Raw genomic sequence first — 25,615 nt, forward strand, 5'->3', positions numbered from 1 at the left:
CCGGCGATCACGCAGCTCGTGTGATCGGAGACGCGACGGTCCGTCACGGGCCGCCGGGCGTGGGGGGTTTCACGGGTGAGCGGCAAGCGGCGTTGGTTCGCGAGCGTCGAGTACCGGATCTGGGGTCGGGCGCTGACCCTTGCCACAGCGGCGGTCGCCTTGCTGGCACTTCTGGTGCCGGCAGCGGTTGCCCAGGGGCTGGTCGTCGGGCCGTATCGCTTCAAGGGCACCGTGTGGAGGCCGAAGGACCTGCCGAAAACACCGGCGGTCGGCAGTCACGCCCTTCACCGCCCGACCGCCGTCCACCCCAAGGGCTACAAGGCCCTGACCCGGTACCGCGTCGCCAGGCCGACGTGGCCGCAAGCAGGCACCAAGACGGTCGGCCTGGCCCGTGCCGTAACTGCATCAGCGGCCAAGGCGGCTGGGACACGCAGCGCCGCCGCCAGCACGCCGCCTGCCGCGCCGGCAAAGACGGCGCCCGTCACCAAGCCCGTGAAGGCCGGCAGCCTGCCGGTATGGATTGCCCCGGCGCCCCCCTCAGGACGCAAGGCGAAGACGGCCGCCGTGGCCGCGCCACAATCGGTCCAGGTCAAAGTCGCCTCCCACACGCAGGCCCTGCGCGCCGGTGCGGACGGAATGCTGCTCGGCTTCACCCGCGCCGACGGGAAGGCCGGCAAGGGCCGGGTGCGCGTGGTCATCGACTACTCGTCGCTGGCGAAGGCGTACGGCGGCGGCTTCGGCTCCCGCCTTCGGCTGTATCAGGTCCCCGCCTGCTCCTTGACTAGCCCTCAGCAGTCGCGCTGCCGGACACGTACGCCGATCGCCTTCACCAACCGGGCCGCCGCGGACCAGCTGATCACCACCCTCACCGTCGGCTCCTCTGCCGGTAGCGCACCGCTCGCCTCCCGCGGCTCGGCCGCGCCGATGACGATGTCTGCCGACACCACCACGGTCGAGGTCACCTCGGGCAGCTCCGGCTCGCAGGGCAACTACGCGGCGACGTCCCTGAACCCGTCCGGGAGTTGGCAGGCCTCTGGCACCGGCGCCTTCACGTACTCCTACCCGATCGACGTGCCTTCCGCGGTGGGCGGCAACGCCCCGCAGGTGGGGCTGTCCTACAACTCGCAGTCCGAGGACGGCGAGACCTCGGCCCGTAACTCTCAGGCATCCTGGGTCGGCGACGGCTGGGACTACCAGCCGGGCTTCGTGGAGCGGACGTACCGCTCCTGCGGGACCCTGCTGGACAGCAGCGACAACAGGATCCTCAAGGGGTCGGGTGACGAGTGCTGGGGCGGGGACAACGCCACCATCTCCTTCGGTTCGCACTCCGGGCAGCTGGTGCCGGACGGTGTCGACTCCTCCGTTGCCGGTGAGATCAAGCAGTGGCGGCTGCAGGGCGACGACGGCACCCTGGTCCAGGAGCTGTCCGGGGCCCCCAACGGCCTGCATGACGGCGTGTACTTCCGTGTCCTGACCACCGACGGCACGGCCGCCTACTTCGGCGCGGACCACTCGCCGACCGGCCCCGGAACCTCAGCCGGGATGCAGTCCGGTACGCCTTCCGACTCCTCGACCGACGCCGCCTGGGGTGTGCCCGTGCTGCACCCGGAGTCGGGCGACCCGTGCTACGACTCGGCGAAGGGCAAGGCGTCCCAGTGTGACAAGCACGAGGGCTGGCGCTGGAACCTGGACTTCGTCGTCTCACCGAACGGGTTCGTGCAGCGCTACAACTACACGACCGAAACCAACTACTACGACCTCGGCGGCGGCCAGGCGGCTTCCGGTGACTCCGGCACCCTGACGTCCTACATCCGCGGCGGCAAGCTCGACTCCATCTCCTACGGCTACACCCTCGACGACGAGCAGGCCGGACACACCCCCGCCGCCCAGGTCACCTTCACCTCCAAGCAGCGCTGCCAGACGACCGACACCTTCACCGACTGCTCCGCCGGCAACCTCAACGACAACACCGCCCCGCACTGGCCCGACGTCCCCTGGGACCTGCACTGCGACTCGACCGACAGCACCACGCTGCCGCCCGGGTCGACCACGGTGCCCACGAACGTCTGCGTCACCGCGGCGCCGACGTTCTGGACCACCACCCGCCTGGACAGCATCACCACCAAGGTCCACGTCAAGGACTCCTCCACCGATGCCCTGACGGCTGTCGACAGCTATCAGCTCGGGCAGGTGTACTCCGACGCCGGCGGTACGGTGGACCCGGTCACCGGCACAACCGTCGACCCCAAGGACGCCGGTTCGCTGCAGGCCGTGATGTGGCTGCAGTCGATCCAGCACACCGGCAAGGACACGTACGGCAACGGCAACAGCGACATCAAACTGAATGAAGTTGCCTTCACCGGCACGGAGATCGACAACCGGGTCAACGACGCCTCCCCGTCGGCGCCGCCGCTGTACCGGCCGAGGATCTCCTCGATCCAGACCGAGACCGGCGAGTCCATCGCGGTCGACTACAACCTCAACCCGTGCGCGGGCAAGACGCTGGACATCTCGTCCGCGGACTCCAACACCAACTCCTGCTACCCGGTGTACTGGACCGTGCCAGGAGCCTCGAAGCCCATCGCGGACTGGTTCAACAAGACCACGGTGCACACGGTCACGGCCTCCGACCTGACGATCGCCTCCCAGTACAAACCGGACTCCCAGAACATCCCGGCAGGCTCCGAGGCGCAGGTCTCCACCTACAGCTACTCCGGAGCCGCCTGGCACCGCGACGACTCGGCGCAGACCGACGACCAGTACCGCACCTGGGACCAGTTCCGCGGCTTCCGCACCGTCACAGTGCAGACCGGTCAGGCCCCCGAGCCAGTGACCCAGAAGACCACCACATATCTGCAGGGCATGGACGGCGACTACATGGCCGACGGCACCCGCCGCTCGGTCAGCGTGGACGCCAAGGTCGGCGGCAGCACCGTGCAGAGCGTCACTGACGCCAGCCAGCTCGCCGGCACCGCACTGGAGAGTGACACCTACACCGCCGCCGGCGGCACCATTAACGCCGAGACCGTTAACGGCCCGTTCACCTTCACCACCACCGCACATACGACCCAGACACCCTGGACGGACTGGACTCAAACCGACAACCCCGGCCAGACCAAGCCCGCGCTGTCCACCCTGCCGGACCTGTCCGCCTACCGCGTCAAAACCACCCAGTCGCACGGCTACCACCTGCTCGCCAACGGGACATGGCGGCATACCCAGACCGACACCACCTACGACAGCCAGGGCCGGGTCTCCACCGTCGACGCGCACGGTGACGCCAGCGTGGCCGCACAAGAGAAGTGCGCCACCACGACCTATGCGACGCCGCCGGCCGCAAACCCGATGGCGCTCAGCTACCCGGACCAGGTCACTGCCGTCAGCGGGCCGTGCGGCACCGCGCCCAGCGCCACCACGCTGCTCGCGGACAAGAAGCTCTACTACGACTACGACGGCAACGGCAGCCTCACCGACCTGGGAACCTTCGGGCAGCTCGACCAGAGCGGCAGCACGGCGATCGGCCAGGTCACCGCCGTCCGCACCGCCACCGGCTACAGCGGTACCACCGAGAACTGGCAGACCAACTCGGTGATGAAGTACGACGGCGCCGGCCGGGTCACCGACACGTGGGATGCCACCGGGCAGAACACCCACACCGCCTTCACCCCCTCCTGGACCTCGGCAGGCGGCAACACCAACCCGACCAGCATCACCACCACCAACTCCCAGAACTGGAAGGTCACCTCCACGCTCGACGCCCTGCGCGGACTGCCCACCGAGAACATCGACGCCAACAACCGCAAGACCGACATCACTTACGACGCCCTCGGCCGCCGCACCGCCGTCTGGCTGCCCGGACGGGACAAGGCTGCCGGCCAGAGCGCGGACAAGGCGTTCGACTACTCGATCAACCCCGGCGCGGTCGCCGCGCCCGGCGGCACCATCACCGCTCCCGGTGACCCGTCATCCGTCACCACCAAGACGCTGCGCGAGGACGGCACCTACAGCTCCTCGATCACCATCTACGACGGGATGCTGCAGCCGCGGCAGACGCAGGCCACGGCGGACGGCGACACCAACTCCGGTCGGATCATCGCCGACACCTTCTACGACTCGCACGGCTGGCAGAGCGTCTCGTTCGCCCCGTACTCCGAGCCCAACAACTTGCCCTCCACCACCCTGTATGCGGCGAACGAGAACCAGATCCCGTCGGAGACCACGACCGCATACGACGGCCAGGGCCGACCGATCACCAGCACGCTGTGGCACCAGGCGGTCCAGCAGTGGCACACCACCACCAGCTACCCCGGCGCTGACGAGACCGACACCACCGCCCCCGCCGGCGGCCGCTCCACCGTCACCTACGCCAATGCCCTCGGGCAGGCCACCAGCACCGTGGTCAAGAACACGGGTAGCTCGGTCATCCTCCACGGCGGTGACGTCATCCCGTCCGGTACGTCGCTCACCTCCGACAGCGTCCGCCTGACCATGCAGGCCGACGGCAACCTGGTGCTGAGCGCACTGGCCACTGGCAAGACGATCTGGTCCAGCGGCACCAGCGGAAACCCCGGGGCTTACGCCAAGTTCGGCACCGACGGAAACCTGGTCATCTACACGACCTCCGGTACGTCGAAATGGACCACCGGCCTGACCGCCACCACCAGCTCCACCTTCCAGGTCCGCAACGACTCCACCGTCGCCGTCGTCGCCAGCGACAACAGCACCGTGCTGTGGAAGCAGGGCACGGTCAACGCCATCGCCGCGGCCAACTCCACGACCAGTTACACCTACTACCCGTCCGGTCAGATCCACACCATCGCGGACACCGCCGGCAACACCTGGTCCTACAGCTACAACCTGCTGGGGCAGAAGACGTCCCAGACGGACCCGAACACCGGCACCACCACGTTCGACAAGTACGACGTGGTCGGCAATCTCCTGCAGACGACGGACCCGCGCGGCCAGGTAATGTCGTACAGCTACGACTGGGACAACCGCCGCACCGCCGAGTACAACGGTCCATGGTCCGCGACTCCCGACCCCGCCAAGGAACTCGCCTCCTGGCAGTACGACACCCTGGCAAAGGGCTACCCGACCTCGTCCACCCGCTACGTCGGCGGCACCTCCGGATCGGCGTACACCCAGGCGGTCACCGGCTACAACACCGCCTACCAGCCGACCGGCAGCACCCTGACCATCCCGGCCGGCGACGGATTCGCCGCCGCCGGCCAGTCCGCAGCCCCCACCAGCGGTACCGTCACCTACACCGAGTCCTCCTTCTACACCCCGAACGTCGGCCTGCTGTCCACACTCCGCTACCAGGCCGACGGGAACCTGCCGGCCGAGGACGTCGACTACGGCTACACCCAACAGGGCAACCTGGACGGCATCGGCGGCTTCATCACCACGGCGAACACACCCGACTACCTCGACACCGCCGTCCACGACCCCTTCGGCCGCGTCCTGCAGGCCAACTACGGCCCGACCGGCAAGGAACTGGCGACCTTCGCCCAGTACGACGCGACCACGGGCCGCATCACCCAGACGTCGAGCATGGTGCAGACGTCCGCAACCGCCCTGGACGTAGCCAACTACCGCTACAACCAGGCCGGCGAGATCACCGCGATCGACGACCTGCAGGACAACACCACCCACGACACCCAGTGCTTCGCCTACGACTCCTTCCAGCGGCTGACCGCCGCCTGGACGGACACCGCGGGCATCACCAGCTCCTCCAGCGCACCCGTGGGAGCCGTCGGCGGCTGCAACACCACCTCCGTACAGACCACGACCACCGCACCGATCACGACCACGACGGTCGGCGGCCCGGCCCCGTACTGGCAGACCTACAGCTACGACCTGCTCGGCGACCGCACCAGCATGGTCGACCACGACGCCACCGGCAACGCCCTCAACGACACCACGCAGAGCACCACATACTCCGGGGCCGACGGCACCGCCACGGCCACCCTGCCCAACCAAGCAGGCACCACCACCAGCAGCAACCCGACCACGGGCACGGCGACCTGGACGCCCAACTACACGGACACCGGCTACACCCCGAACAAGAACGCCGGCAACACGATGAGCCGGAAGGTCAGCACCACCGGCCCCATCGCCTCGACATTCACCCTCACCGGCGGCGGAAAACTCTGCGTCGACGACGCCTCGTCCTCCACCACCCCCGGCAACAAGGTCCAGGTCTACACCTGCAACGGATCCAACGCCCAGAAGTGGACCATCGGCACCGACGGCACCGTCAAGGTCCTCGGCATGTGCCTGGACACCACAGGCAACGCCACGACATCCGGCACCACCGTCGTGATCGACACCTGCAGCAGCGACGCCACCCAGAAGTGGGTGACCACGACCGCAGGCAAGCTGGCCAACAAGGCCAACAGCTCCATGTGCCTGACCGACCCCGGCGCCAGCGCCACCAAGGGCACCCAGCTCACCATCGCCACCTGCCCGAGCTCAGGCCAGACCTGGAGCACCATCACCACCGGTGCGCTGCCCCCCGGCCAGACCCAGACGCTCACCTACGACCCCGAAGGCCGCACCGCGACCGTCACCAACCCCTCGGGCACGCACAACTACACCAGCAAGTACCTCTACGACGCCGACGGCAACCTGCTGGAGCAGACCAGCGCCACGGATGGCACCGACAAGACCCGCATCCTGTATCTGTTCGGCGGCACCGAACAGATCACGCTGAACGTCTCCGCCAAGACCTGGACCGGCCTGCGCTACTACGCAGGCCCCGACGGCACGACCGTCACGCGCTCCAGTACCGGAACGGTCAGCTACCAGATCGCCAACGGCCAGGGCACGGCGGAGACGGCAATCGACGCCGGCAGCCTCGCAGTCACCCGCCGCTACTACGACCCCTACGGCAACCCTCGCGGCACCAAGCCCGCCACCTGGGTCTCCGCCGACGAGAACCACGGCTACCTCGGCCAACCCACGGACGCCACCACCGGCCTCGACCTCTTGGGCGCCCGTAACTACGACCCCGCCCTCGGCCGCTTCCTCACCCCCGACCCGATCTTCGAAGCGGGCGACCCCAACCAGATGGGGGGGTACACCTACGCCGGTGACAATCCGGCGACCGGCAGCGATCCGAGCGGTCTGGAGAGCTGTTATCCGGTGTACTGCGCCGGGGATCACGGCACCTACGGCAGCAAGCCGCCGATCCCGCCGTCCAGCGGTGACACCGACACCTCCAGCGGCGGCGGTGGAGGCGGCAGTGACACCCCTCCCGGCAATCCCTACGCCTGCGGTCGATTCGGACAGTGCGGACCGACGGTCAACTACAAGCACGACCCCGCGAAGATCTTCGTCAAGATCGTCATCGAACCTTTGTGGGATTTCGCCCTCTGCGAAGCCGGCACTGTGGAGTTTTTTGCGAATGGTTTGAAGGGAGGAAATTACCATCAGGACGCATGCGACGTCGCCGGCGGAGTGTACTCGGGCGGCCTCGACAGCGGTGCCAGTGCCGTCGAGGGAGGTGCGTCGACCGACGTCGAAGGGGCGGTCCAGGGGGCAACCGATTCAGCCGATGGCGACGCGGCCGCTGCGGCCACCAAGGCTGGCGCGAATGCCAAGGCAGTGGACAATTCGGCCTCCGATGAGGCTGACATCGTCGCGGCGAAGAAAGCCAACGCGCAAGCACAAGCCGAGGAAGCGGACGCCTCAGCGACCAAGCCCAGCGATCCAGAAGCGGGCAATGCGGGCAGTAAGCCCGCATCCGCAGCAAGACCAAGCCGCTGCAGCTTCTCCCCGGACACCCCCGTCCTGATGGCGGACGGCAAGGCCAAGCCGATCGGCAAGATCAAGACCGGCGACAAGGTCGACGCCGCCAACCCCAAGACGGGCAAGCGCCAAGGCAACCGCACCGTCGAGCACGTGTGGATCAACCACGACCACGACCTGCTCGACCTCACCATCCGCACCAAGGACGGCCACACCGCCACCCTTCACACCACCGCCAATCACCCCTTCTGGGACGACACCGCATACGCCTGGATCCCCGCAGGGAAACTCCACCATGGCGACGCCCTCAACACCGCCACCAACGGCCACGTATACGTCGTCACCACCCACATCACCCCCGGTGCCGCCAACCGCTGGAACCTCACCGTTCACCAACTCCACACGTACTATGTTGTGGCGGGCGGCGTCCCGATCTTGGTCCACAACACCAATGCGGCCTGCGAGATACCCCCTGGGCGCCAAGTTGCGTATGGCAGCACGGACCTTAGTCAAGAGGCTTTGGTGGCTCGTGCATTGGATGGAAACCGCTCAAACCTTTATGCCGTAGCTCGTTGGAAAGACAGTCAGGGAGGCATTCAAACCCTTGCCGTTCACGCTTCCAGTGAGGGGCACGCTGAACAGCTCATGGTCCCGCGCCTTGCCGAACGTGGTGCGGCTCCATCGGACGTGACGGATTTGTACGTGGAGTATCAACCCTGCAGCGGTACTGTTAATTGCGAAGGGAAGATCCTCCCACAGTTCACGAATCCAGAATTTGAATTGACTTATAGCTTCCCGTGGAACTCTGACCCTGCGGTTCAGAATTCTGCGCGCCGCGGTCTCGCGGCTGCCGTTAGAGACCTGTGGCCTCCTCGAACATAAGGAAACGACCGGTGCACATCGAACATCAGTGGATCAACGGATCCTGCACATACTCGGAGGAGTCCCTGGTCGGACTCCCCGAGGAGTTGGCTGAAGCCTGCCGGGGCGGACTGATTCCGACTAGGTTCTTCTATTACTTCAGGGCGGATCCTGCGATTGAAAGGGTGCCGGATTCTGAGGGACGTGGGCTCGTGAGGATCGGGTTCAGTCTCTCCGGTGACTACATTGTGGTCGGATCGAAAGACGGCAAGGTACTTCAGGTCGATTCTGTCGACTTGCACACCGTTTCTGTTGTCAACTCTAGCCTGAACGCCTTCGTTGCTTTCATGTCCCTCTGCGAGGAGCGGTATCCGTACTACTCAGATGCCGGCGAAGGTGACTTTGAGGTCTCCATTGCCGCATCGGAGCAACTGGGAGAGGAATTGACCCCACTCGATCCTGGGGCGCTCGTTCCGGGGACCTATTGGTCCGACTTCCTTAGCGACGTGGCAAATGGAGACTATGCCGAAGTGGTCGACGAAGATTAGTACTGACGGCTGAAAAGTCCCTGCTCAAGGCAGAAGGCAAGAGTCCCGCCGGAGGCGCTCCGACGGGACTCTCTTGCTCTTGACGGCAGTAGTTGACGGCAACGTCAGCGGACGGGTGCTGCACGAAGCGGTCGATCGCCACCGTCGTCGGGTTCGGCGCTGGACGCGGGGAGGTTGCCGAGGGCGTGTCCGAGGAGGTCGATGGCCTGGCGCTGGAGGCGGAGTCGGACGTGTGCGTAGACCGTCGCGGTCACTCCGATGTGGTCGTGGCCCCGGAGTTCCTTGATGACGACGAGTTCGACGCCCTGTTCAAGGAGGAGCGTCGCGGTCGGTGCCTCAGGTCGTGGAACCGGATCGGCCGCAGGTGCGCCTCGCGCAACAGGCTGTTGAAGTGCCGAGTGAGAGTGGCGGGCTCGATCGGGTGCCCGTCCGGCCGTGTGAAGACGTACCCGCTGGCCTGCCAGGCTGAGTCCGCTTGCTCAGTCTCCCGCGCCTGCCGCTCGCGGTGCCTGCGGAGCGAGGCGACGCAGGTGGCCGACAGGGCGATGCGCCGCTCGGAGCTGATGGTCTTGGTGGGTAGACCTGGCGGTCACGCTCCGCGTGCCGACCACGCGCCTGATCGTCGACGCCCACGAGGAAGCAGCCAGCACCGCCACCGTCGACAAATGGGCACCCGTCCGGCATGCCCTGCTCGGCCCGCCGCAGCGACACGGCGGCGTGGACGAGGCACCGACGATCTCCGGGGTGTGGGCAACGCTCGACGCGGCGCTGCCTCTGTTCTCCGGGGACCGACTCTCCGAGGTGGGGACACCGCTGCCCTCCCTGCTCCGTGACGCCGACGACGTCGCCCACCTGGGCCCCGAGGGTCGGGCCGTTCGAGCGCGGCTGTTGCACCTCACGGGCTGGCTGCTCACCCAGACACGACAGCTCGACGCTGCTGAAGAGGCCCTGGAACGGGCACTGGACCACGCGCCGGACCGCGTGCAGGCGGCTACGACGGTCAGCACCATGTGCTGGCTGCTGCTGCGCAGGGGACGACTGGCCCTGGCCCGCGAACTCGCAACGCACTGGGCGGATGTGACCGAACCGCGGATGTCGAAGGCCACGCCTGCCGAGCTGAGCGCCTGTGTCTGGCTGCTGCTGCGCGCCTCGGCGGCGGCGATCCGCGACGCCCGTGAGGGCGAGGCGGACGACACCCTCAGGTACGCCAGAACCGCAGCCGTCGCCATGGGGCGCGAGTACGCGCCCAAGCACGAGGCAGCCGCACCACCAGCAGGCAGTGGAAACCGCGGCAGGACAGGGGCTGGCGGAACTGGCCGATCGGGAGACACGCGCGGAGTTGTCCGAGGTGCTGAGGATACCGGTGCAGTCATTGCCTACTACTGGGAATCTGAACCAGGCGTTGTTGAAGGATGGTGGCGGACGGACCTTCCGCTGGCCTGGCGCAAATAAACTTTCGAAGTGAGGGCAACTGTGGCAGCTGATGCAGAGCGTCCGGATCCTGTTGAGATTCTGGCGCGAGTCGGAGACGTGAGGCCTGGTTCACCTCGTCGAGCGTTCGAAGTGTGGGTTCACCTTGCTCGTAAGGCTGGATGGGATGTGATTGAAGATCCCGATTCAGTCCTGGGTGACGATGACACCGCTTGCGGAGAAGTGCAGATTGAAGGAATTGCATACATTATTCGTTATGGGCTCCGGGTTCGGGGGCGGGGATTCGATGACAGAACCGTCCCGCCGTCCTGGCGTCCAGTCCTGAATTATGCGGCATGGGCTGAGCCGCAGCTTGATAAATATCGGCTTGAGTGATGCTTATCAGGTATGCAATCAGCATGCGGCTTGGCGATCAACCAGCGACTGGACACGATCGAAAACGTCTGTTTGCTCTCGCGGGTAATACGCAGGGCGTCGCTTCGGACGCCCTGCGCGGTTGCCCCCTCATGCCTCTCAAACGGCTGCGGCCCGCGAACACAATCGGGTGTTCGCGGGCCGCAGCCGTCATCCCGACGACCGCGCGCGTCCGGGCTGGACGAACTGGGCGCGGGAGCTGGGTGCGGCATCGGTTCTCGTCCGGTCGAGGCATGCCGCCGCCCGACCGGTGTTCCGTTCGGGAGGTGTCTCCCGCAGGCCCCTCAGAGGGGCGCCATGATGCCGGGCATGAGAGACGACACCGTGCGCCATCAGATCCGGTACCTGCGCGAGTGCATCGAGGGCGACGAGGCGCTCGCTCTCGTCGCTGGAGACGATTGGCCTGGGCCGACAGACAAGGTGGTCAGTGCGCTGAGAGGTCGTTTTCACCCGATGTTTCATCCCGGAATGAGTGTTTGATCGTTAGGTGTCGGGTTGCGCCCCGAGATGGTGGCCTCGCCCGTGAGGCGGCGAGCCATCAGATCGGTCATGGCGAGGTGGATCATGGCTTCGGAGTGGGCGGCAGGGTCTCGTAGTCGCGGGCCAGACGGCGGTGGAACATCAGCCAGCCGTACGTGCGCTCCACGGTCCAGCGCTTGGGCAGTGGGGTGAATCCCCTGATCCCGGGGGTGCGTTGGACGATTTCCATGTCGATGCCGAGGGTGGCTGCGTGCTCGACGAGGTGCTGGCGGTAGCCGCCGTCGACCCGGACCTTTCGGATGGTGGGATGGGCCGCGGCGACCTGGTCGACGAGGTGGGTTCCGGCGGTGGAGTCCTGCACGCTCGCGGCCGTGACCAGCACCGCGAGGAGCAGTCCGAGGGTGTCGGTGACGATGCTCCGCTTGCGGCCCGCGATCTTTTTCGCAGCGTCGGTGCCGTGTCCGGCGGCCGGGACGCTGGTGGAGGTCTTCACGCTCTGGGCGTCGATGACGCACGCGGACGGCTCCGCATCCTTGCCCTCCTGTTGCCGTAACAGCCTGCGCAGTACGCCGGTGAGCTGGGCGAACACACCATCCTTCTGCCACTTGGCGAAGTAGCCGTAGCAGGTCTCCCAGGGCGGGAAGTCGTGCGGCAGGAAGCGCCACTGCACCCCGGTGCGGTCCACGTACAGGATCGCGTTCATGATCTCGCGCAGATCGTGCTCGGGCGGGCGGCCGATGTTCAGCGCATGCCGGCGCCGCTCGGCCCGCCAGGCGCTGAGCACCGGCTCGATCAACTCCCACCGGGCATCGGACAGGTCGCTGGGATACGCACGACGTTCGGCCATGACCTGGACATACCGCCAGGAGTGAGCGTGCGCCCAGGCGTGCACCACAGGTGACGGGAGCACGGGCTACGCGACCGGCATCTTGGGATGAGACAGGCGCAAGCCATACTCCGTCCCAGCCGTCACCTCATGCGACGCATCCACCACTTCAACTTCACCAGGCTCGCCGAGACGACGACTTCTCGCCGAAAGCCCTGGACAGAAGGCATATCACAGGTGTAAACGACCTCTGAGAGCCGGCGGATTCACGGGTGAGCAGATCCGCCTGATTTTCCATTCCCCGATTTCGTTGGGATCAGGAAGGCGGCGGGTATCGGATGAGCGTACTTTTCGAGTCTGGTAGAAAATTTGAGATATGGAGCTTTAGTGCGTCACATCGGCAATTGATCCTGCGTAGCAATCCTGATCGAATCGCTCGTACGTTGACGCGAATTGAGATCTATTTCGGACATGTGGAATTCATGTCCATTAGATCTGCATATCATGGTATCCTGATCCGGGAACCTGGGTCTCGCGACGCCGAGTATATCGCTGGCCGTGTTCCAGCTGGACTCCGGCCCGGAAGTGCGTATCTGATTGAAGAGGGCGCTCAGAGCTTCGTTATATCTGCCAGGCCTGCGTGGCGTGAAGCCGAGTGTGATTTCGATGATCCGTCACTCTTCGAGCTGCGTGAATAATCTGATTGAGATTCTGCTGCAGCTCAGACATGCGTCCGATGGACGTGGTTGATCAGCGGGAACAGGCCATTGATGTGCCTGTGGAGCGGCCGCGTCGGCGGCGCAGTGCTTCGCGGACGGCGACGACCCGTTCGTCGGCCCGCCCGGTTGGATTGAGGTGCGGGTGGTGCGGTGGTCCACCAGTCCTTACATGCCTTGTTTGCGGTAGGCGAGCCGCATGCGCTGCACCGTGGTGCGCGACACCCGTCCGAAGCCCAGCGCGGCCAACTCCTTGACCTTGGCCTGCTCCCGCTCGGCCAGCGCCAGGGCCTCTTGCCGTTCGTCAACGCTTCCCATGCCGTCTACCGTGCCCAGGCAGCCGAAGGCCCCAACTCTGGGGCGCCAACTGGGAGTCCGGGCGCGCTGTCCGGCCGGGTGCCGCCATGGAGCCCTTGACGCGCCTGGACCGGCGGACGGCGCGGCAGGGGCGCAGCACCTGCCTTTCCTTTTCGCGGGTGGGGGCGGCCCCGCCCGGACGCGTGCCGGTCGGTGGTACGGCACGCTCCGCGCGCCGTACCACCTCGCCGCGTGCCGGGCAGCCGCTCCGCGTCCGCCCGGACCGAGCGCTGCGCGCTCTCACGCACGGCGGGAGGCGGCAGCCGGTCTCAGTGCGGTGCTCCTGGGGCCCGCGGTCTGGAGAGCTGTTATCCGGTGTGACTGCCGCCGACCGCCGACTGTCGCTGCCGACTGGATGGCGGACAAGACCCGTTGGGGTTTGAGCGTCGATGCCGGCGAACAGGCGGCGCTCGCGGAAGTCCTGAGCAGCTGCCCGGACGTTACCGTCACCGTGACTCGGGCCCGCTGACCTTAGAGATCGTCTCAACTGGCACCATAACTATGACACCGCTGCGGAAGGCCGTGCGGTGCCCCGCGAAACCAGCACGGACATCCACGGTCACTCGGGCGGAAATCTCACGGATACCAACTTCACGTTGTGGTCGGACGACCCAGAAGTTGCCGAGTTCGGTGCCCAGAATCTGGGAGACAACTGGGTTGGGGAAGGTGTGATGCTGCGCATCAGGGTGGCAAACATCGATCCCGCCATAGGGCCGTCGAGAAACATTCAGGTCCACGGCACTGAGTATGAAAGCTTCTTCGAAGACGAGCATCTCATCGTTAGTGAAGTCCTAGCCGACGATATTAGCTTCGACTTCGGGCAAACCTGGTCACCCGTCAGGAGGCGATGAGGTGAACGAAGTATCCGCGATTGAACTGCTCGCCGCATTCGAGTCCGACTCTGAGGTCAGCGTTCAGGCCAAGAATGCATTGCTTTCTGGAGCTCCTTTCGAGATCTGGCTCGAGCCCCTTCCGGCGTCGAGGCTTCGAGGCATCCTTCGCGGGCGGGTGAGAAGCCTGCAGCGGCGCGGCAAGCTGCTTGTCGGGGTTACGGAATGCCTTGCGAGTCTTGCCGAAAAGGGCGAGCAGGGCCTTCTTGTGGCCTATGTGGACGATCGCGAACGAGCCGGATATCTTTTTCCCCTCTACCTCGATCCACAACCGCTCAAAGTAGTCGGATGCATAGGGTTTGGCTCCTCCACCGAAGGTGACCCCATCACCGGTCCCGAGTAACACCATGGGCAGGCGGAATCCTCATAGTGTGGGGCCGCGGGGTTTTTGAGGCATGCCCGCACTTCACGGACCCCGTGCCTCCAGTCGCAGCCGTTGCCGGGGCCGCGAAAGAGAAGACCGGTAACACAGTTCTAAAGAAGGCGCAGGTCAAGGCCGCTCTGAAGGTATCCTCGGCGTGCGATGATATCCAATGGAGTCTAAATCTCTAAATCCGGATGGCCCTGGTTATAGTGGATATAACAAGGCGCGCATTCGCGAGGTGATGGACGGCTATTCGCCCGATCCGGGCGTACCACGCTATGAATGGGTTACCAAGTAAGTGGCCCATTGGGGGTGGCGCCGCGAATCGTGGCGCCACCCAGCGCTAGACTGGCTTGAAACTTTGTGGGGCCTTCGGGAGGCGTCGTGGAGTATCAAGAGGCAAGCTCCGAGGTGCAGCGCATCTTGAGTGCTGATCTGGGGTCCCTGACGCATAGGAAAGGTGTCTCGGTGGACCCACCTGCTGCTATGGCTGAATGGAGGATCTCGGCGCGCGATAAGGAGGTCCTATCTGTCCATGGGTTGCCTTCGGTTCCTCCGGACGACATACTCATGCGCATTGGCGCGTCCTTTCAGTCCTCGAGTGAGACAGAGTATACGAGTCATGACTGGAGTGGCTATGTGATTGGTCAGTGCGGAGATGCGAGAATCGTAGTCAATGAGGCCTCCGGCTTTGTAATCGCAGTGCCGGAAGTGCGCAATTTGATTCCCGCTCTCGCGCATTTGCACCCGGATGGCATCCAGGACGAGTCGATCAATTCAGGGGTTGTCGCCTTCGTTGATTTCTGCTGGCGCTGGTATTGGCTTGCCCCTATTTTGGTCGATCAGCGGGATCGGGCCGACCGGGCGGAATTTGCTGCTTGGGAAGCTGCGAGGAAGTCGGGCAATAAGGCTGGGTACGTTGATTTCCATGCGCAATATCGGGAGCTATGTTCCGAGGCTCGTGACAACTTCTATGGCAAGGATCAACTGTCGTTCAGCGAACCGGAATCAATGTGGTCAATGATGATTGGTGGCCTTGAGTAAAGGGTGTTGCACAAGGATCTGAGCTGGGTATCTCCCTTGTATGGCTGGGGTGTTAAGGGCTGACCGGGTGTGGGTGGAGACGTTCACGGGGCTGCGGGTGACGCAGTTCGCGCGTTTGCTGAAGGTGGTGCGGGAGCGGGGCGGCAACGGCACCTTGCGAGGCCGGCCATGGGTCGTTGCCGTTGGCCGAGCGGGTGCTGATGGTCGCGGTTTACTACCGCACGAACCTGACCATGCGGCAGCTGGGCCCGCTGTTCGGTGTCTCGTCCTGCACGGTGTGCCGTGTCATCCAGCGGCTGGGACCGCTGCTCGCCCTCGAGCCGGTCTCTCGGCCGGCCGATGCCCCGGAATGGATGTGGATCGTGGACGGCACCCTCATCCCGGTCCGCGACCGGGGAGTGGCCGCCTCTTCCCGCAACTGTCGGTTCTCCGCGAACGTGCAGGTCATCGTGGACGCGGACACCCGGCTGGTGATCGCGGCCGCGCGTCCGGTGCCCGGGACCACGGCGGATGCGCATGCCTGGCGTGCATCCGGGCTCAGCGAGCTCTGTCAGGGCGTGACCGTGCTCGGTGACGGCGCCTATCTCAACTGCGGTATGGCCGTGCCGCACCGCAAACGCCCCGGGCGACCTCTGCTGAAGGGCGAGGAGGACGACGACGCCGAGCACCGCAGGGTCTGTGCCCGCGTGGTCCCGATCAACCGCTCGCCGACAGTCGACGGCGAGCCTGCCGCCCGGTGTCCATGAGTCCGGTCCCGGGCCGCCCCTCCATACTTGATCCGTGCCCCACGCCGGGCCGTCTCTGGGCCGTGCGAGGGTGCCCGAGGCCGATCGTTGACGACCGACGGCGACAGGTGAGGCAGAGATGCCGACCAAGAAACCCCAGGTCACAGCCCCCGCACCAAACGGGTTAACACCCAAGCCTGGCGTTCAGGCAAGATGGGGTGTATCTGCCCACTGCCAGATTTCAAGCTGCCGGACGGTTTCTCTTGGCTGAGTTCATTTACACCATGCGCAAGGCGCGCAAAGCGCACGGCGACAAGGTGATCCTCGACGACGTCACCCTGAACTTCCTGCCGGGTGCCAAGATCGGCGTCGTCGGCCCGAACGGTGCCGGTAAGTCGACCGTGCTGAAGATCATGGCGGGACTGGAGCAGCCGTCCAACGGCGATGCCTTCCTGTCGCCCGGCTACAGCGTCGGCATCCTGCTCCAGGAGCCCCCGCTGAACGAGGAGAAGACCGTCCTGGAGAACGTCCAGGAGGGTGTCGCCGAGATCAAGGGCAAGCTCGACCGGTTCAACGAGATCGCCGAGCTGATGGCGACCGACTACTCGGACGCGCTGCTCGACGAGATGGGCAAGCTGCAGGAGGAGCTGGACCACGCCAACGCGTGGGACCTGGACGCGCAGCTCGAGCAGGCCATGGACGCCCTCGGGTGCCCCCCGGGCGACTGGCCCGTCACCAACCTCTCCGGTGGTGAGAAGCGCCGCGTCGCGCTGTGCAAGCTGCTCCTCGAGGCGCCCGACCTGCTGCTCCTCGACGAGCCCACCAACCACCTCGACGCCGAGTCCGTGAACTGGCTGGAGCAGCACCTCGCCAAGTACGCGGGCACCGTCGTGGCCATCACCCACGACCGGTACTTCCTCGACAATGTCGCCCAGTGGATCCTCGAGCTCGACCGCGGGCGCGCCTACCCGTACGAGGGCAACTACTCCACGTACCTGGAGACCAAGGCGACCCGCCTCAAGGTCGAGGGCCAGAAGGACGCCAAGCGGCAGAAGCGGCTCAAGGAAGAGCTGGAGTGGGTGCGGTCGAACGCCAAGGGGCGGCAGGCCAAGTCCAAGGCACGTCTCGCCCGGTACGAGGAGATGGCCGCCGAGGCCGAGAAGATGCGGAAGCTGGACTTCGAGGAGATCCAGATCCCGCCGGGCCCGCGCCTGGGCAACGTCGTCGTCGAGGTCGACAAGCTCAACAAGGCCTTCGGCGAGAAGGTCCTCGTCGACAACCTCAGCTTCACGCTGCCGCGGAACGGGATCGTCGGCGTCATCGGTCCGAACGGCGCCGGCAAGACCACCCTGTTCAAGATGATCCAGGGCTTCGAGACGCCGGACTCCGGTGACATCAAGGTCGGCGAGACCGTCAAGATCTCGTACGTCGACCAGGGGCGCGCCAACATCGACCCGAAGAAGACGCTGTGGGAGGTCGTGTCCGACGGGCTCGACTACATCAACGTCGGTCAGGTCGAGATGCCGAGCCGCGCGTATGTGTCGGCCTTCGGCTTCAAGGGCCCGGACCAGCAGAAGCCGGCGGGCGTCCTGTCCGGTGGTGAGCGCAACCGGCTCAACCTGGCGCTGACCCTCAAGCAGGGCGGCAACCTGCTGCTCCTCGACGAGCCCACCAACGACCTGGACGTGGAGACCCTCAGCAGCCTGGAGAACGCCCTGCTGGAGTTCCCCGGGTGCGCCGTGGTCGTCTCCCACGACCGCTGGTTCCTCGACCGCGTCGCCACCCACATCCTCGCCTACGAGGGCGACTCCAAGTGGTTCTGGTTCGAGGGCAACTTCGAGTCGTACGAGAAGAACAAGATCGAGCGGCTCGGCCCGGACGCCGCGCGTCCGCACCGTGCCACCTACAAGAAGCTGACCCGGGGCTGATCGGTCTTGCGCCACATCTACCGCTGCCCGCTGCGCTGGGCGGACATGGACGCGTACGGACATGTCAACAACGCGATCTTCCTCCGCTATCTGGAGGAGGCTCGCATCGACTTCCTGTCCCTGCGCGGCAAGGAGTCCAAGCAAGGGTCCGTGGTGGCGCGCCATGAGATCGACTACAAGCGCCAGCTCGTCCACCGGCCCACGCCCGTGGACATCGAGCTGTGGGTCACCCAGGTCAGGGCCGCGTCCTTCACCGTCACCTACGAGGTGAAGGACGCGGACGTGATCTACGTCCGGGCCTCGACCACGGTCGTCCCGTTCGACTTCGAGGCCCAGCGGCCGCGCCGGATCACCGCGGAGGAGCGCGAGTTCCTCCAGCAGTACATGGACGGCGCCGACGACGCCGACGAGGAGGCCGTCGCCGCATGACGGTGCTGCACCTGGCCGACGAGACGGAGGCGGCCGATCTCGCCGCCTTCCTCTCCCGGCTGCTCCGCTACGACCGTGGAGCCGCGGTGCGTCTGCAGGCGGCCGGCACGGCGCTCGCCGTCTTCGGCCGGCCGCCGTCCTTCGAGGTGCTGGCCGTCCGTGCGGTACGGCTGGCGAAGCCCTACGAGAAGGGCCTCGACGTCACCCTCGACGTGACCGTCTCCGCCGGTGAGCTCCTGGAGTCCGTGGACGAGCGCGGGGCCACCGCCGCCGTGCCGGCCGCCGTCACCGGTCCACCGTGGGCCGGTGTGCTCCCGCCGCGCGGCGGCTGGCAGCCCGAGCCGGGGCTGCCCGCACCGGACGCGCTGCGGGCGACCGTCGCCGCGGCGGTCACCGAGTTCCGGTCCCGTACGGAGGAGCTGGCGCCGGAGGGCCGTACCCGGGCGGAGCTGGACCGGATCGGGCGGGACATCTGGTCCCGGGAGATCGGGCGGACCGGGCTCCCGGTGCGGGCCGTGCACGCCGCCCAGTCCCTGGGCTTCCTGCGACCGGGCGCCGATCCGGCCGACACCGGGCTGTTCTCCTCGGGGGCGTGGCTCAGGCTGCGCACTCCGTACGGGTCCGTCGCCGTACGGCGGACGGGGCTCGGGTCTCTGGGCGTCAGCGTCCGCTGAGCCTTCGTAGCGGCGCGCCGCTCACTCCGTGTCGTCCGGCCACACCCCGATGTGGTCGGCCTCCAGTTCCAGGGCCACGCGGTCGCGCATGTCCAGGGCGCGGAGGTAGTCGGCGGGGAGCTGGAGGCGGCCGGCGCGGTCGAGCATGGCGTACTCGCGGGCCACGACCGTCTCGTGGCCGGTCGTGGCGTCGATCTCGCTGCGCCGCAGCACCTCCGTGGAGGTACGGCCGTCGCGGATGGCCACCGTGCGACGGACCTCGCCCGCCACGGCCTGGTCGTGGGTCACGATGACGATCGTGGTGCCGAGGGTCTCGTTGGCCGTGCGGAACGCGTCGAAGATCTGTGCGGCGGTCCGGGAGTCGAGTTCGCCGGTGGGTTCGTCGGCGAGCAGCACCGCCGGGTCGTTCGCCAGGGCCACGGCGATCGCGACGCGCTGCTGCTGGCCGCCGGACAGCTCGTACGGGCGCCGGTCACGGCAGTCGGCCACCTGCAGCAACTCCAGGAGTTCCAGGGCGCGTTCGGCGCGGGCTCGGCGGGCGCGGCGGGTGTGGGGGCGGGGGCCGGAGAGCTGGAGGGGCAGGGCGACGTTCTGGGCGGCGGTGAGGTAGGGCAGGAGGTTGCGGGAGGTCTGCTGCCAGACGAAGCCGACGGTTTCGCGGCGGTAGGCCAGGCGGTCCCGGGCGGTCATGGTGAGCAGGTCGTGGCCGGCGACGCGGGCGGCGCCGGCGGTGGGGGTGTCCAGGCCGGCGAGGATGTTCATGAGCGTGGACTTGCCGCTGCCCGAGGCGCCGACGAGGGCCATCAGCTCGCCTTCGCGGACGAGGAGGTCCAGGCCCTGGAGGGCTTGGACCTCGATGCCGTCCGTGGAGAAGATGCGGACCAGGCGGTCGCAGGTGATCAGGGCGTCATGGCCGTAGGCGGGTTGGTTCCGGGTTTCCGCGACACGGTCCGCCAGGTCGGTGAGGCTGGGGTTGGTGGTCATGGGGTCTCCTGCGGGACGGTGCCCTGGGCTGCGCGTGCGGCGGTGTGGGGGCCGGTGCTGTTCGGGTGCCCGGTGCTGTCGGTACGGCTGTGCTGGTTGCCGGTGCTGTTCTGCCCGCAGGCTGCGGTGGGACGGCGCCCCGAAGGGGCGCGGGGAACTGCGCGACCAGCCACGACGGGCCCGCGGATGAGCACGCTCACCGGCCATCCCCCGCCCTGAGCTCCGTGACAGACCCCTTCCGTCCCGTCCACCACGCCTGTGCCGTCGCGATCCCCACCGTCACCACCACGACCATGACCGCCGGCACCGTCAGGGACCAGGCGTCCGGGCTCAACTCGGCTTCGGACAGCGGGGATTGGGTCGAGGACAGGGCGATGGTCATCAGGTCGACGCCGGGGGAGAGGAGACGGATGGTGGACCAGCCGGTCAGGGCGGAGCCGAGGGCGGCCAGGAGGGCCTGCGGGAGGGACTCCAGGATCAGCAGGCGGCGGCCCTCCGCGCGGGTGAGCCCCATCGTGCGCAGGCGGGCCAGCAGGGCGGCGCGTTCCGGGGCCGCGCGGAGGAGGGCCAGGAGGAGGGCCAGTACCGCGAAGCCGGCGCCCGCGGCCACCGCCGCCGCGTAGACGTGCTCGGCCCCGGACTGGAGGGGGGAGTCGGCGTACCGGGCGCGCTCGGCGGCCAGGAGCTGGACGCCGACGGAGCCGCCGGCCGCGTGCCGCAGCGCACCGGCGTCCAGGCGGTCGCCGGTCAGCAGCAGCGCCGTCGGGCGGTCGGCGGGGGAGGGCAGGCCGGCCCGGTTCACGACGAGGAAGCTGTCGCCGGACACCGCCGCAGTGGTGTCGCGGACCAGTGCGATGCGCACGGTGACCGTGCTGCCGTCCGACAGCAGGACCGGGAAGGGGCGCCGGGTGCCGTACTCGGCGGCGACGGACGGGGAGGCCACGGCCGGCAGGGGGCCATGGCGCGATGCCAACTCGGCGGGGCGGAAGGCGCCCAGGCCGGTACGGGCCGTCAACGCGCCGTACGACGACGGGTCCGCGCCCACCAGCACTGTCGAGCCCTGGCCGGCCGCCGGCTTGGCGTGGTAGTCGATGCTCACCGGCGCCACCTCCCGCACCCCGTCCACGGCGCGCACCCGGGCCGGGACGGCGGCCGGGAGCGGGGCATCGGAGTCGAGCCGGGCGTCGGCGCCGACGGTCAGCAGTGCCGCCCGGTTCCGGGCGTCGGCCACGCCCGCCAGCACCGAGCCGCCGAACGCCGCCGTGGTCAGCGCGGTCAGCAGGGCCACCAGCGGCAGCACCGCGGAGGTCTGGGCGCGGCCCGCGCGGGCCAGCGAGAGATGGCCGGTCGCCCCGCGCAGGCGGGCCGCCGGTCCGGTGAGGCGGCGCAGCAGCGGCGGGTAGAGGCGGAGCAGCAGCAGCGCGGCGATGACGCCGACCAGCACCGGCGCCAGTGCGACCAGTTGGCCGCCGGCCGTGCCGCTCCGCCGCAGCGCCTCGACCGCAGCGGCCGCCAGCACCAGCAGGGTCAGCTCGGCGACCGTACGGCGCCCGGAGGGCCGTACGGTCGCCATGTCCGCGCGGTCGGCCGTCGTCCGCACCGCGCGGTGCGCCAGGGCGGCGCGCAGCGGCAGGGCGGCGCAGGCGGTGACGGTAAGGGCGGCCGAGGCGGCCACGGCGTACGCGGCGCGGCCGACCGGGACCGTGAGCAGGGCCGTGGCCAGGCCGAGCGCGCCGGCCGGCACGGCGACCACGGCGGTCTCGGCCAGCAGCCGGCCGGCGAGCCCGGCCAGGGAGGCGCCGCGGGCGCGCAGCAGGGCGAGTTCGGCGCAGCGTCGGTCGGCGGCCAGGCCGCCCGTCATGAGCAGGACGACCGCGACGACCGTGCCGGTGCCCGCGGCGGCGACGGACACCAGCGGGGCGATGCCGGAGCGCAGCTTGGCGAAGGAGCCGAGGGCGTCGTCCAGGTCGGTGCCGATGCCGGTGTTGTCGTCGGTGACGGCGCGGGCGCGCTGCAGCGCCGGGCCGGACTCCAGGGCGGCCACGGACGACTTCAACCGGTCCAGGTCGCGGGCGTGCAGGGCGTGCGGGTCGGGGGCGAGGAACCAGTAGCGGTACGGGTTCACGGTCGTGCCCAGCAGTGCGGGCGCCGCCTCCTGGGGGAGCAGCAGCGAGCCGAGCCAGTACTTCGGCGGGTCCCCGCTGGAGCTGGGAATCGCCACCAGGAACGGAGTGCGCATGCGCGGCACCGCCGACCAGTAGGCGCCGTCCGAGTCGCGCGGGGCGAGGAGACCGGTGACCCGGACCGCGAGCGGGGGGCGGCCGGCCCCGGGGACATGGATGACCGAACCGACCTTGATGCACAGTGACCGGGCGGTGGCGACGGTCACGGCGGCCTCCACCTCGGGCGTGCTCGCGTCCACCGGGCGGTCGGCGCGCGGCATCCGCCCGGCGCGCAGGCGCGCGTGCCCGGCGAGGCCGCTCGGCGCGAACAGCGCGACACGGGCGGGCAGTCCGCTGGGGCGGGGCAGGAACGCGTCCGCCACCTCCGGGCTCACGGTGCCGGCGACGCCGTACTCCGACTGGGCGCGGTCGACGGTCAGCGGGCCGCGGACCGTGGGGAGGATCTGCCGGTACTGAACTTCCAGTGCGGCGGGGCGTACGGCCGTGGCCCGCTGTCCGGCCGACAGTCCGGGGTCGGGCGCGGGCGCCTGCACGAACACGGTGGTGTGGTCGGGACCAGCCTGTGCGAACGCGTGCCGCAGGCCGGCGTCCTCGTACCGGTCGACCGCGCGCGGGAAGGCGCCCGCCAGGCACGCGGCCAGCGCGACCAGCAGCGCGAGCGCGCCGGCGGCACCGGGCGCGACCCGCAGCCGGGTCCGCACCCAGGGCGCGACGACATGCGACGCCGGACGACTCTCCTCACCCACCTCACTCACCCCCCTGCTCACGCAGCGCCCGAGCCGGGTCCGTGCGGTGCAGGGTCGGCAGGGCCGCCACCGTGAGGGGGACCACCGCGACCGCGCAGAGCAGCAACGCCACTCGCCCGGGCGGGAGTTGGACCAGGAGGCCCGGTACCGGGCGGGCGGCCTCGCCGGTCAGGACGATCAGCGGCAGGACCGCGCGGGCCAGTACGGTGCCGAGGCCCAGGCCCACCGCGAGCGCCAGGCCCACCAGCACGGCCTGCTCGGCGGCGACCGTGCGGGCCAGCCGGCGGCGCGGTACACCGAGCGCGCGCAGCACGGCGAACTCCCTGCCCCGGGCCCGCTGCGCGGCCACCGCGCCGACCGCGAACCCGACCGCGGCGAGCGCCGCCGCCACCACGGCCGCCGCCGCGAACGCGGCCGCCGGGCCCGCCCCGAACGGGTCGTCGCGCAGCTCGGCGGCGATCTCGTCGCGCACCACGACCTGCCCCGGGTCCACGTCCGGCAGGGCCCGTACGGCGGCGGCCACCCCGGCCGCGTCGCCCGGCCGCCCGGTGGCCAGCCACCACTCGGCGGGCGTGACGCCGGCGCCGTACCGGGCCTGCAGCACCTGGTTCACGGCGCGCAGGTCGACCAGGACGGCGCCGCCGTCGCGGGCGCCGGTGGCCGTCGGGTCGGCGGTGGCGGGCAGCCCGCGCACCGAACGGACGATCCGCACCGGCAGCGTGTGGTCGCCGATCGTCAGGCCGACGCGCTGCCCCACCCGGGCGCCGGCCGACGCCAGATAGCGGTCGCCGGCCACGGCCGGCACCGTGGCCGGCGCGCGCTGCGGCACGTCGAGCCGGATCGTGACGAAGGCGACCCGCCATGCGTCGGCGTCCGGGAGGTAGCCGGTGCTGTAGGTGAAGGTGCGGGTACCGGTGACCCTGGGGCGGGTGGGGCTGGTGGCCGGGCCCGCCACGGCGTCTCCCGTGGCCTCCGCTGCGGTCTTCCAACGGGCGGGCAGCGCGAGCCGGTGCGCCCGGCCGTCGGCGTCGGTCGCCGTCAACTCACCCAGTACGAGCTGATGTTCGGCCTTCCTGCCGGGCTGGGGCAGGTCCAGGTGCAGCCCGGTGAGGGTCAGCGGTCCGGGCGCGGTGCTCACGTCGAGGCTCAGCGGGTGCGGGTGTCCGTCGGCGGGGAGCTGTCCGAACGGCAGCTGGTACGGCACCCCGTACCGGTCCGCCAGCGTCACCGTCACATCGGTGACCAGCCCCGGCCCGGCCGAGCTGCGCAGGCTCGCCGTCAGCCCGAGCCGGGCGGTGCCCGCGGGCACCCGGGTCCCGGCCAGGGAGCCGCGCGGCGCCAGCCCGGCGAGCAGCGGCCGTACCGGCACGTCGGCCAGGTCCGGGCGCATCAGTACCGCGTCCGCCGCGTGCCCGGTGTCCAGTGCCAGCACGGTCGCCGTACGGTCGCCGGACAGCGCCTGGGAGAAACGGACGGCCGGCGCCGCCTCGCGCACGTGCGGCAGCCGGGCGTACAGGTCGGTACGGCCGAGCCCGCCCTCCCCGGCGGACACCACCCGCACCGGCACCCCGGCGCGGAAGTCGGCCTGGTCGTCCTGCGAGCGGCCCCAGGACGCGGCCTGCCCGATCGCGAGCATGCCGAGCGCGACGGCGAGGACCAGCAGCAGCACCGGGCCCGCGGCGCGCGCGCTGCGCCGGCTGAACTGCCAGCCGGCCAGCGCCACCGGCAGCCCGCGGCCGCCCGCCGCCCACCGCTCGGCGAACCGTGCCACGGGCGGCAGCAGCCGCAGCGTGAGCACGGTCCCGGCGAGCAGCGCCAGCGCGGGCGCGGCCACCAGCAGCGGATCGACACCGAGCGTCCCGGACCGGTCGGCGGCCACCCCGCCCGACCCCTGCCGCCCCAACTGCCAGTAGGCCACCCCGGCGACCGCGAGCAGCCCGAGATCGGCACCGGCGCGGAGGGTTCCGGCGGAGGCGGGACGGGCGGCGGGGCGCGGGACACCGGGGCGGCGGCGCGACAGCGGGAGGGGCCGGGCCGGATGCTGCCGCGCACCCGAGCCGGGCGACGTCGTGTGCCGGGCGCCCCAGCGGGACTGCGCCGAGTGCCGCGTGCTGGAGTCGGGCGGTGTCGTGCGTCGGGTGTCCGCGTCGGATGGTGTCGAGTGCCGTCCGTCCTGGTCGGTTGGTGTCGGGCCGGGTTGTGTTGGGTGTCGGGCGTCCTGGTCGGTTGGTGTCGGGCCGGGTTGTGTTGGGTGTCGGGCGTG

At 68.7% G+C, this 25,615-nt stretch carries 14 protein-coding genes and 3 pseudogenes; 11 read left to right on the forward strand and 6 right to left on the reverse strand.

Going from position 1 to position 25,615, the window contains the following annotated elements; translation table 11 throughout:
• The first annotated feature begins 75 nt into the window (after positions 1-75).
• Together ACWCQS_RS08930 and ACWCQS_RS08935 are read left to right on the forward strand one after the other, a co-directional pair.
• Entirely contained in the window at positions 76-8,634 is an 8,559-nt protein-coding gene (locus tag ACWCQS_RS08930) for a ricin-type beta-trefoil lectin domain protein (RefSeq protein ID WP_451003805.1), read from the forward strand.
• Positions 8,635-8,645: 11 nt separating this feature from the next.
• Complete coding sequence (locus tag ACWCQS_RS08935; protein WP_451003806.1) at positions 8,646-9,161, forward strand: SUKH-4 family immunity protein; 516 nt, start codon at positions 8,646-8,648, stop codon at positions 9,159-9,161.
• Between the two features lie 104 nt (positions 9,162-9,265).
• On the opposite strand, the pseudogene ACWCQS_RS08940 reads toward ACWCQS_RS08935, so the two are convergent.
• Positions 9,266-9,741, reverse strand: a pseudogene (locus tag ACWCQS_RS08940) (tyrosine-type recombinase/integrase); the annotation flags it as partial.
• A gap of 20 nt (positions 9,742-9,761) precedes the next feature.
• Between ACWCQS_RS08940 and ACWCQS_RS08945 the strand changes: the two are divergent.
• The gene (locus ACWCQS_RS08945) at positions 9,762-10,613 is read left to right on the forward strand and encodes a hypothetical protein (RefSeq protein ID WP_451003807.1); all 852 of its coding nucleotides are present in this window, start codon (positions 9,762-9,764) and stop codon (positions 10,611-10,613) included.
• Between the two features lie 702 nt (positions 10,614-11,315).
• Positions 11,316-11,486, forward strand: a complete 171-nt coding sequence (locus ACWCQS_RS08950; RefSeq protein ID WP_451003808.1) for a hypothetical protein — start codon at positions 11,316-11,318, stop codon at positions 11,484-11,486.
• Here ACWCQS_RS08950 and ACWCQS_RS08955 read toward each other — a convergent pair.
• Positions 11,465-12,333: pseudogene (locus ACWCQS_RS08955) on the reverse strand (IS5 family transposase). The gene ACWCQS_RS08950 and the pseudogene ACWCQS_RS08955 sit on opposite strands and share 22 nt — an antisense overlap.
• A gap of 863 nt (positions 12,334-13,196) precedes the next feature.
• Positions 13,197-13,346: a hypothetical protein gene (locus ACWCQS_RS08960; RefSeq protein WP_451003809.1), complete on the reverse strand. Its 150-nt coding sequence runs from the start codon at positions 13,344-13,346 to the stop codon at positions 13,197-13,199.
• Between the two features lie 566 nt (positions 13,347-13,912).
• Here ACWCQS_RS08960 and ACWCQS_RS08965 point away from each other — a divergent pair.
• From ACWCQS_RS08965 to ACWCQS_RS08995, 7 genes and pseudogenes are all read left to right on the forward strand, one after another.
• Positions 13,913-14,236 carry a hypothetical protein gene (locus ACWCQS_RS08965; RefSeq protein WP_451003810.1) on the forward strand — a complete coding sequence of 108 codons (324 nt, stop codon included), beginning with the start codon at positions 13,913-13,915 and terminating at the stop codon, positions 14,234-14,236.
• Between the two features lies 1 nt (position 14,237).
• Positions 14,238-14,618: a hypothetical protein gene (locus tag ACWCQS_RS08970; RefSeq protein WP_451003811.1), complete on the forward strand. Its 381-nt coding sequence runs from the start codon at positions 14,238-14,240 to the stop codon at positions 14,616-14,618.
• 405 nt (positions 14,619-15,023) lie between these two features.
• On the forward strand, positions 15,024-15,683 hold the full coding sequence (locus tag ACWCQS_RS08975; RefSeq protein WP_451003812.1) for an SUKH-4 family immunity protein: 660 nt from the start codon (positions 15,024-15,026) through the stop codon (positions 15,681-15,683).
• Between the two features lie 40 nt (positions 15,684-15,723).
• Positions 15,724-16,372, forward strand: a pseudogene (locus tag ACWCQS_RS08980) (transposase family protein); the annotation flags it as partial.
• Between the two features lie 299 nt (positions 16,373-16,671).
• Positions 16,672-18,336, forward strand: a complete 1,665-nt coding sequence (gene ettA, locus ACWCQS_RS08985) for an energy-dependent translational throttle protein EttA (protein ID WP_388634742.1) — start codon at positions 16,672-16,674, stop codon at positions 18,334-18,336.
• A 6-nt stretch (positions 18,337-18,342) separates the two neighbouring features.
• Positions 18,343-18,765, forward strand: a complete 423-nt coding sequence (locus ACWCQS_RS08990; protein ID WP_451003813.1) for an acyl-CoA thioesterase — start codon at positions 18,343-18,345, stop codon at positions 18,763-18,765.
• Positions 18,762-19,439 carry a hypothetical protein gene (locus tag ACWCQS_RS08995; RefSeq protein WP_451003814.1) on the forward strand — a complete coding sequence of 226 codons (678 nt, stop codon included), beginning with the start codon at positions 18,762-18,764 and terminating at the stop codon, positions 19,437-19,439. Before ACWCQS_RS08990 ends, ACWCQS_RS08995 begins: the two co-directional genes overlap by 4 nt.
• A gap of 21 nt (positions 19,440-19,460) precedes the next feature.
• On the opposite strand, the gene ACWCQS_RS09000 is transcribed toward ACWCQS_RS08995, so the two are convergent.
• From ACWCQS_RS09000 to ACWCQS_RS09010, 3 genes are all read right to left on the reverse strand, one after another.
• On the reverse strand, positions 19,461-20,423 hold the full coding sequence (locus ACWCQS_RS09000) for an ABC transporter ATP-binding protein (protein ID WP_451003815.1): 963 nt from the start codon (positions 20,421-20,423) through the stop codon (positions 19,461-19,463).
• A gap of 196 nt (positions 20,424-20,619) precedes the next feature.
• A complete protein-coding gene (locus ACWCQS_RS09005) occupies positions 20,620-23,361 on the reverse strand; it encodes an FtsX-like permease family protein (RefSeq protein WP_451003816.1) in 2,742 nt (913 codons plus the stop codon).
• On the reverse strand, positions 23,354-25,615 hold a 2,262-nt coding region (locus ACWCQS_RS09010; protein WP_451003817.1), incomplete at its 5' end, for an ABC transporter permease. The genes ACWCQS_RS09005 and ACWCQS_RS09010, both read right to left, overlap by 8 nt.

It is taken from the genome of Streptomyces sp. NPDC002076, assembly GCF_053593835.1.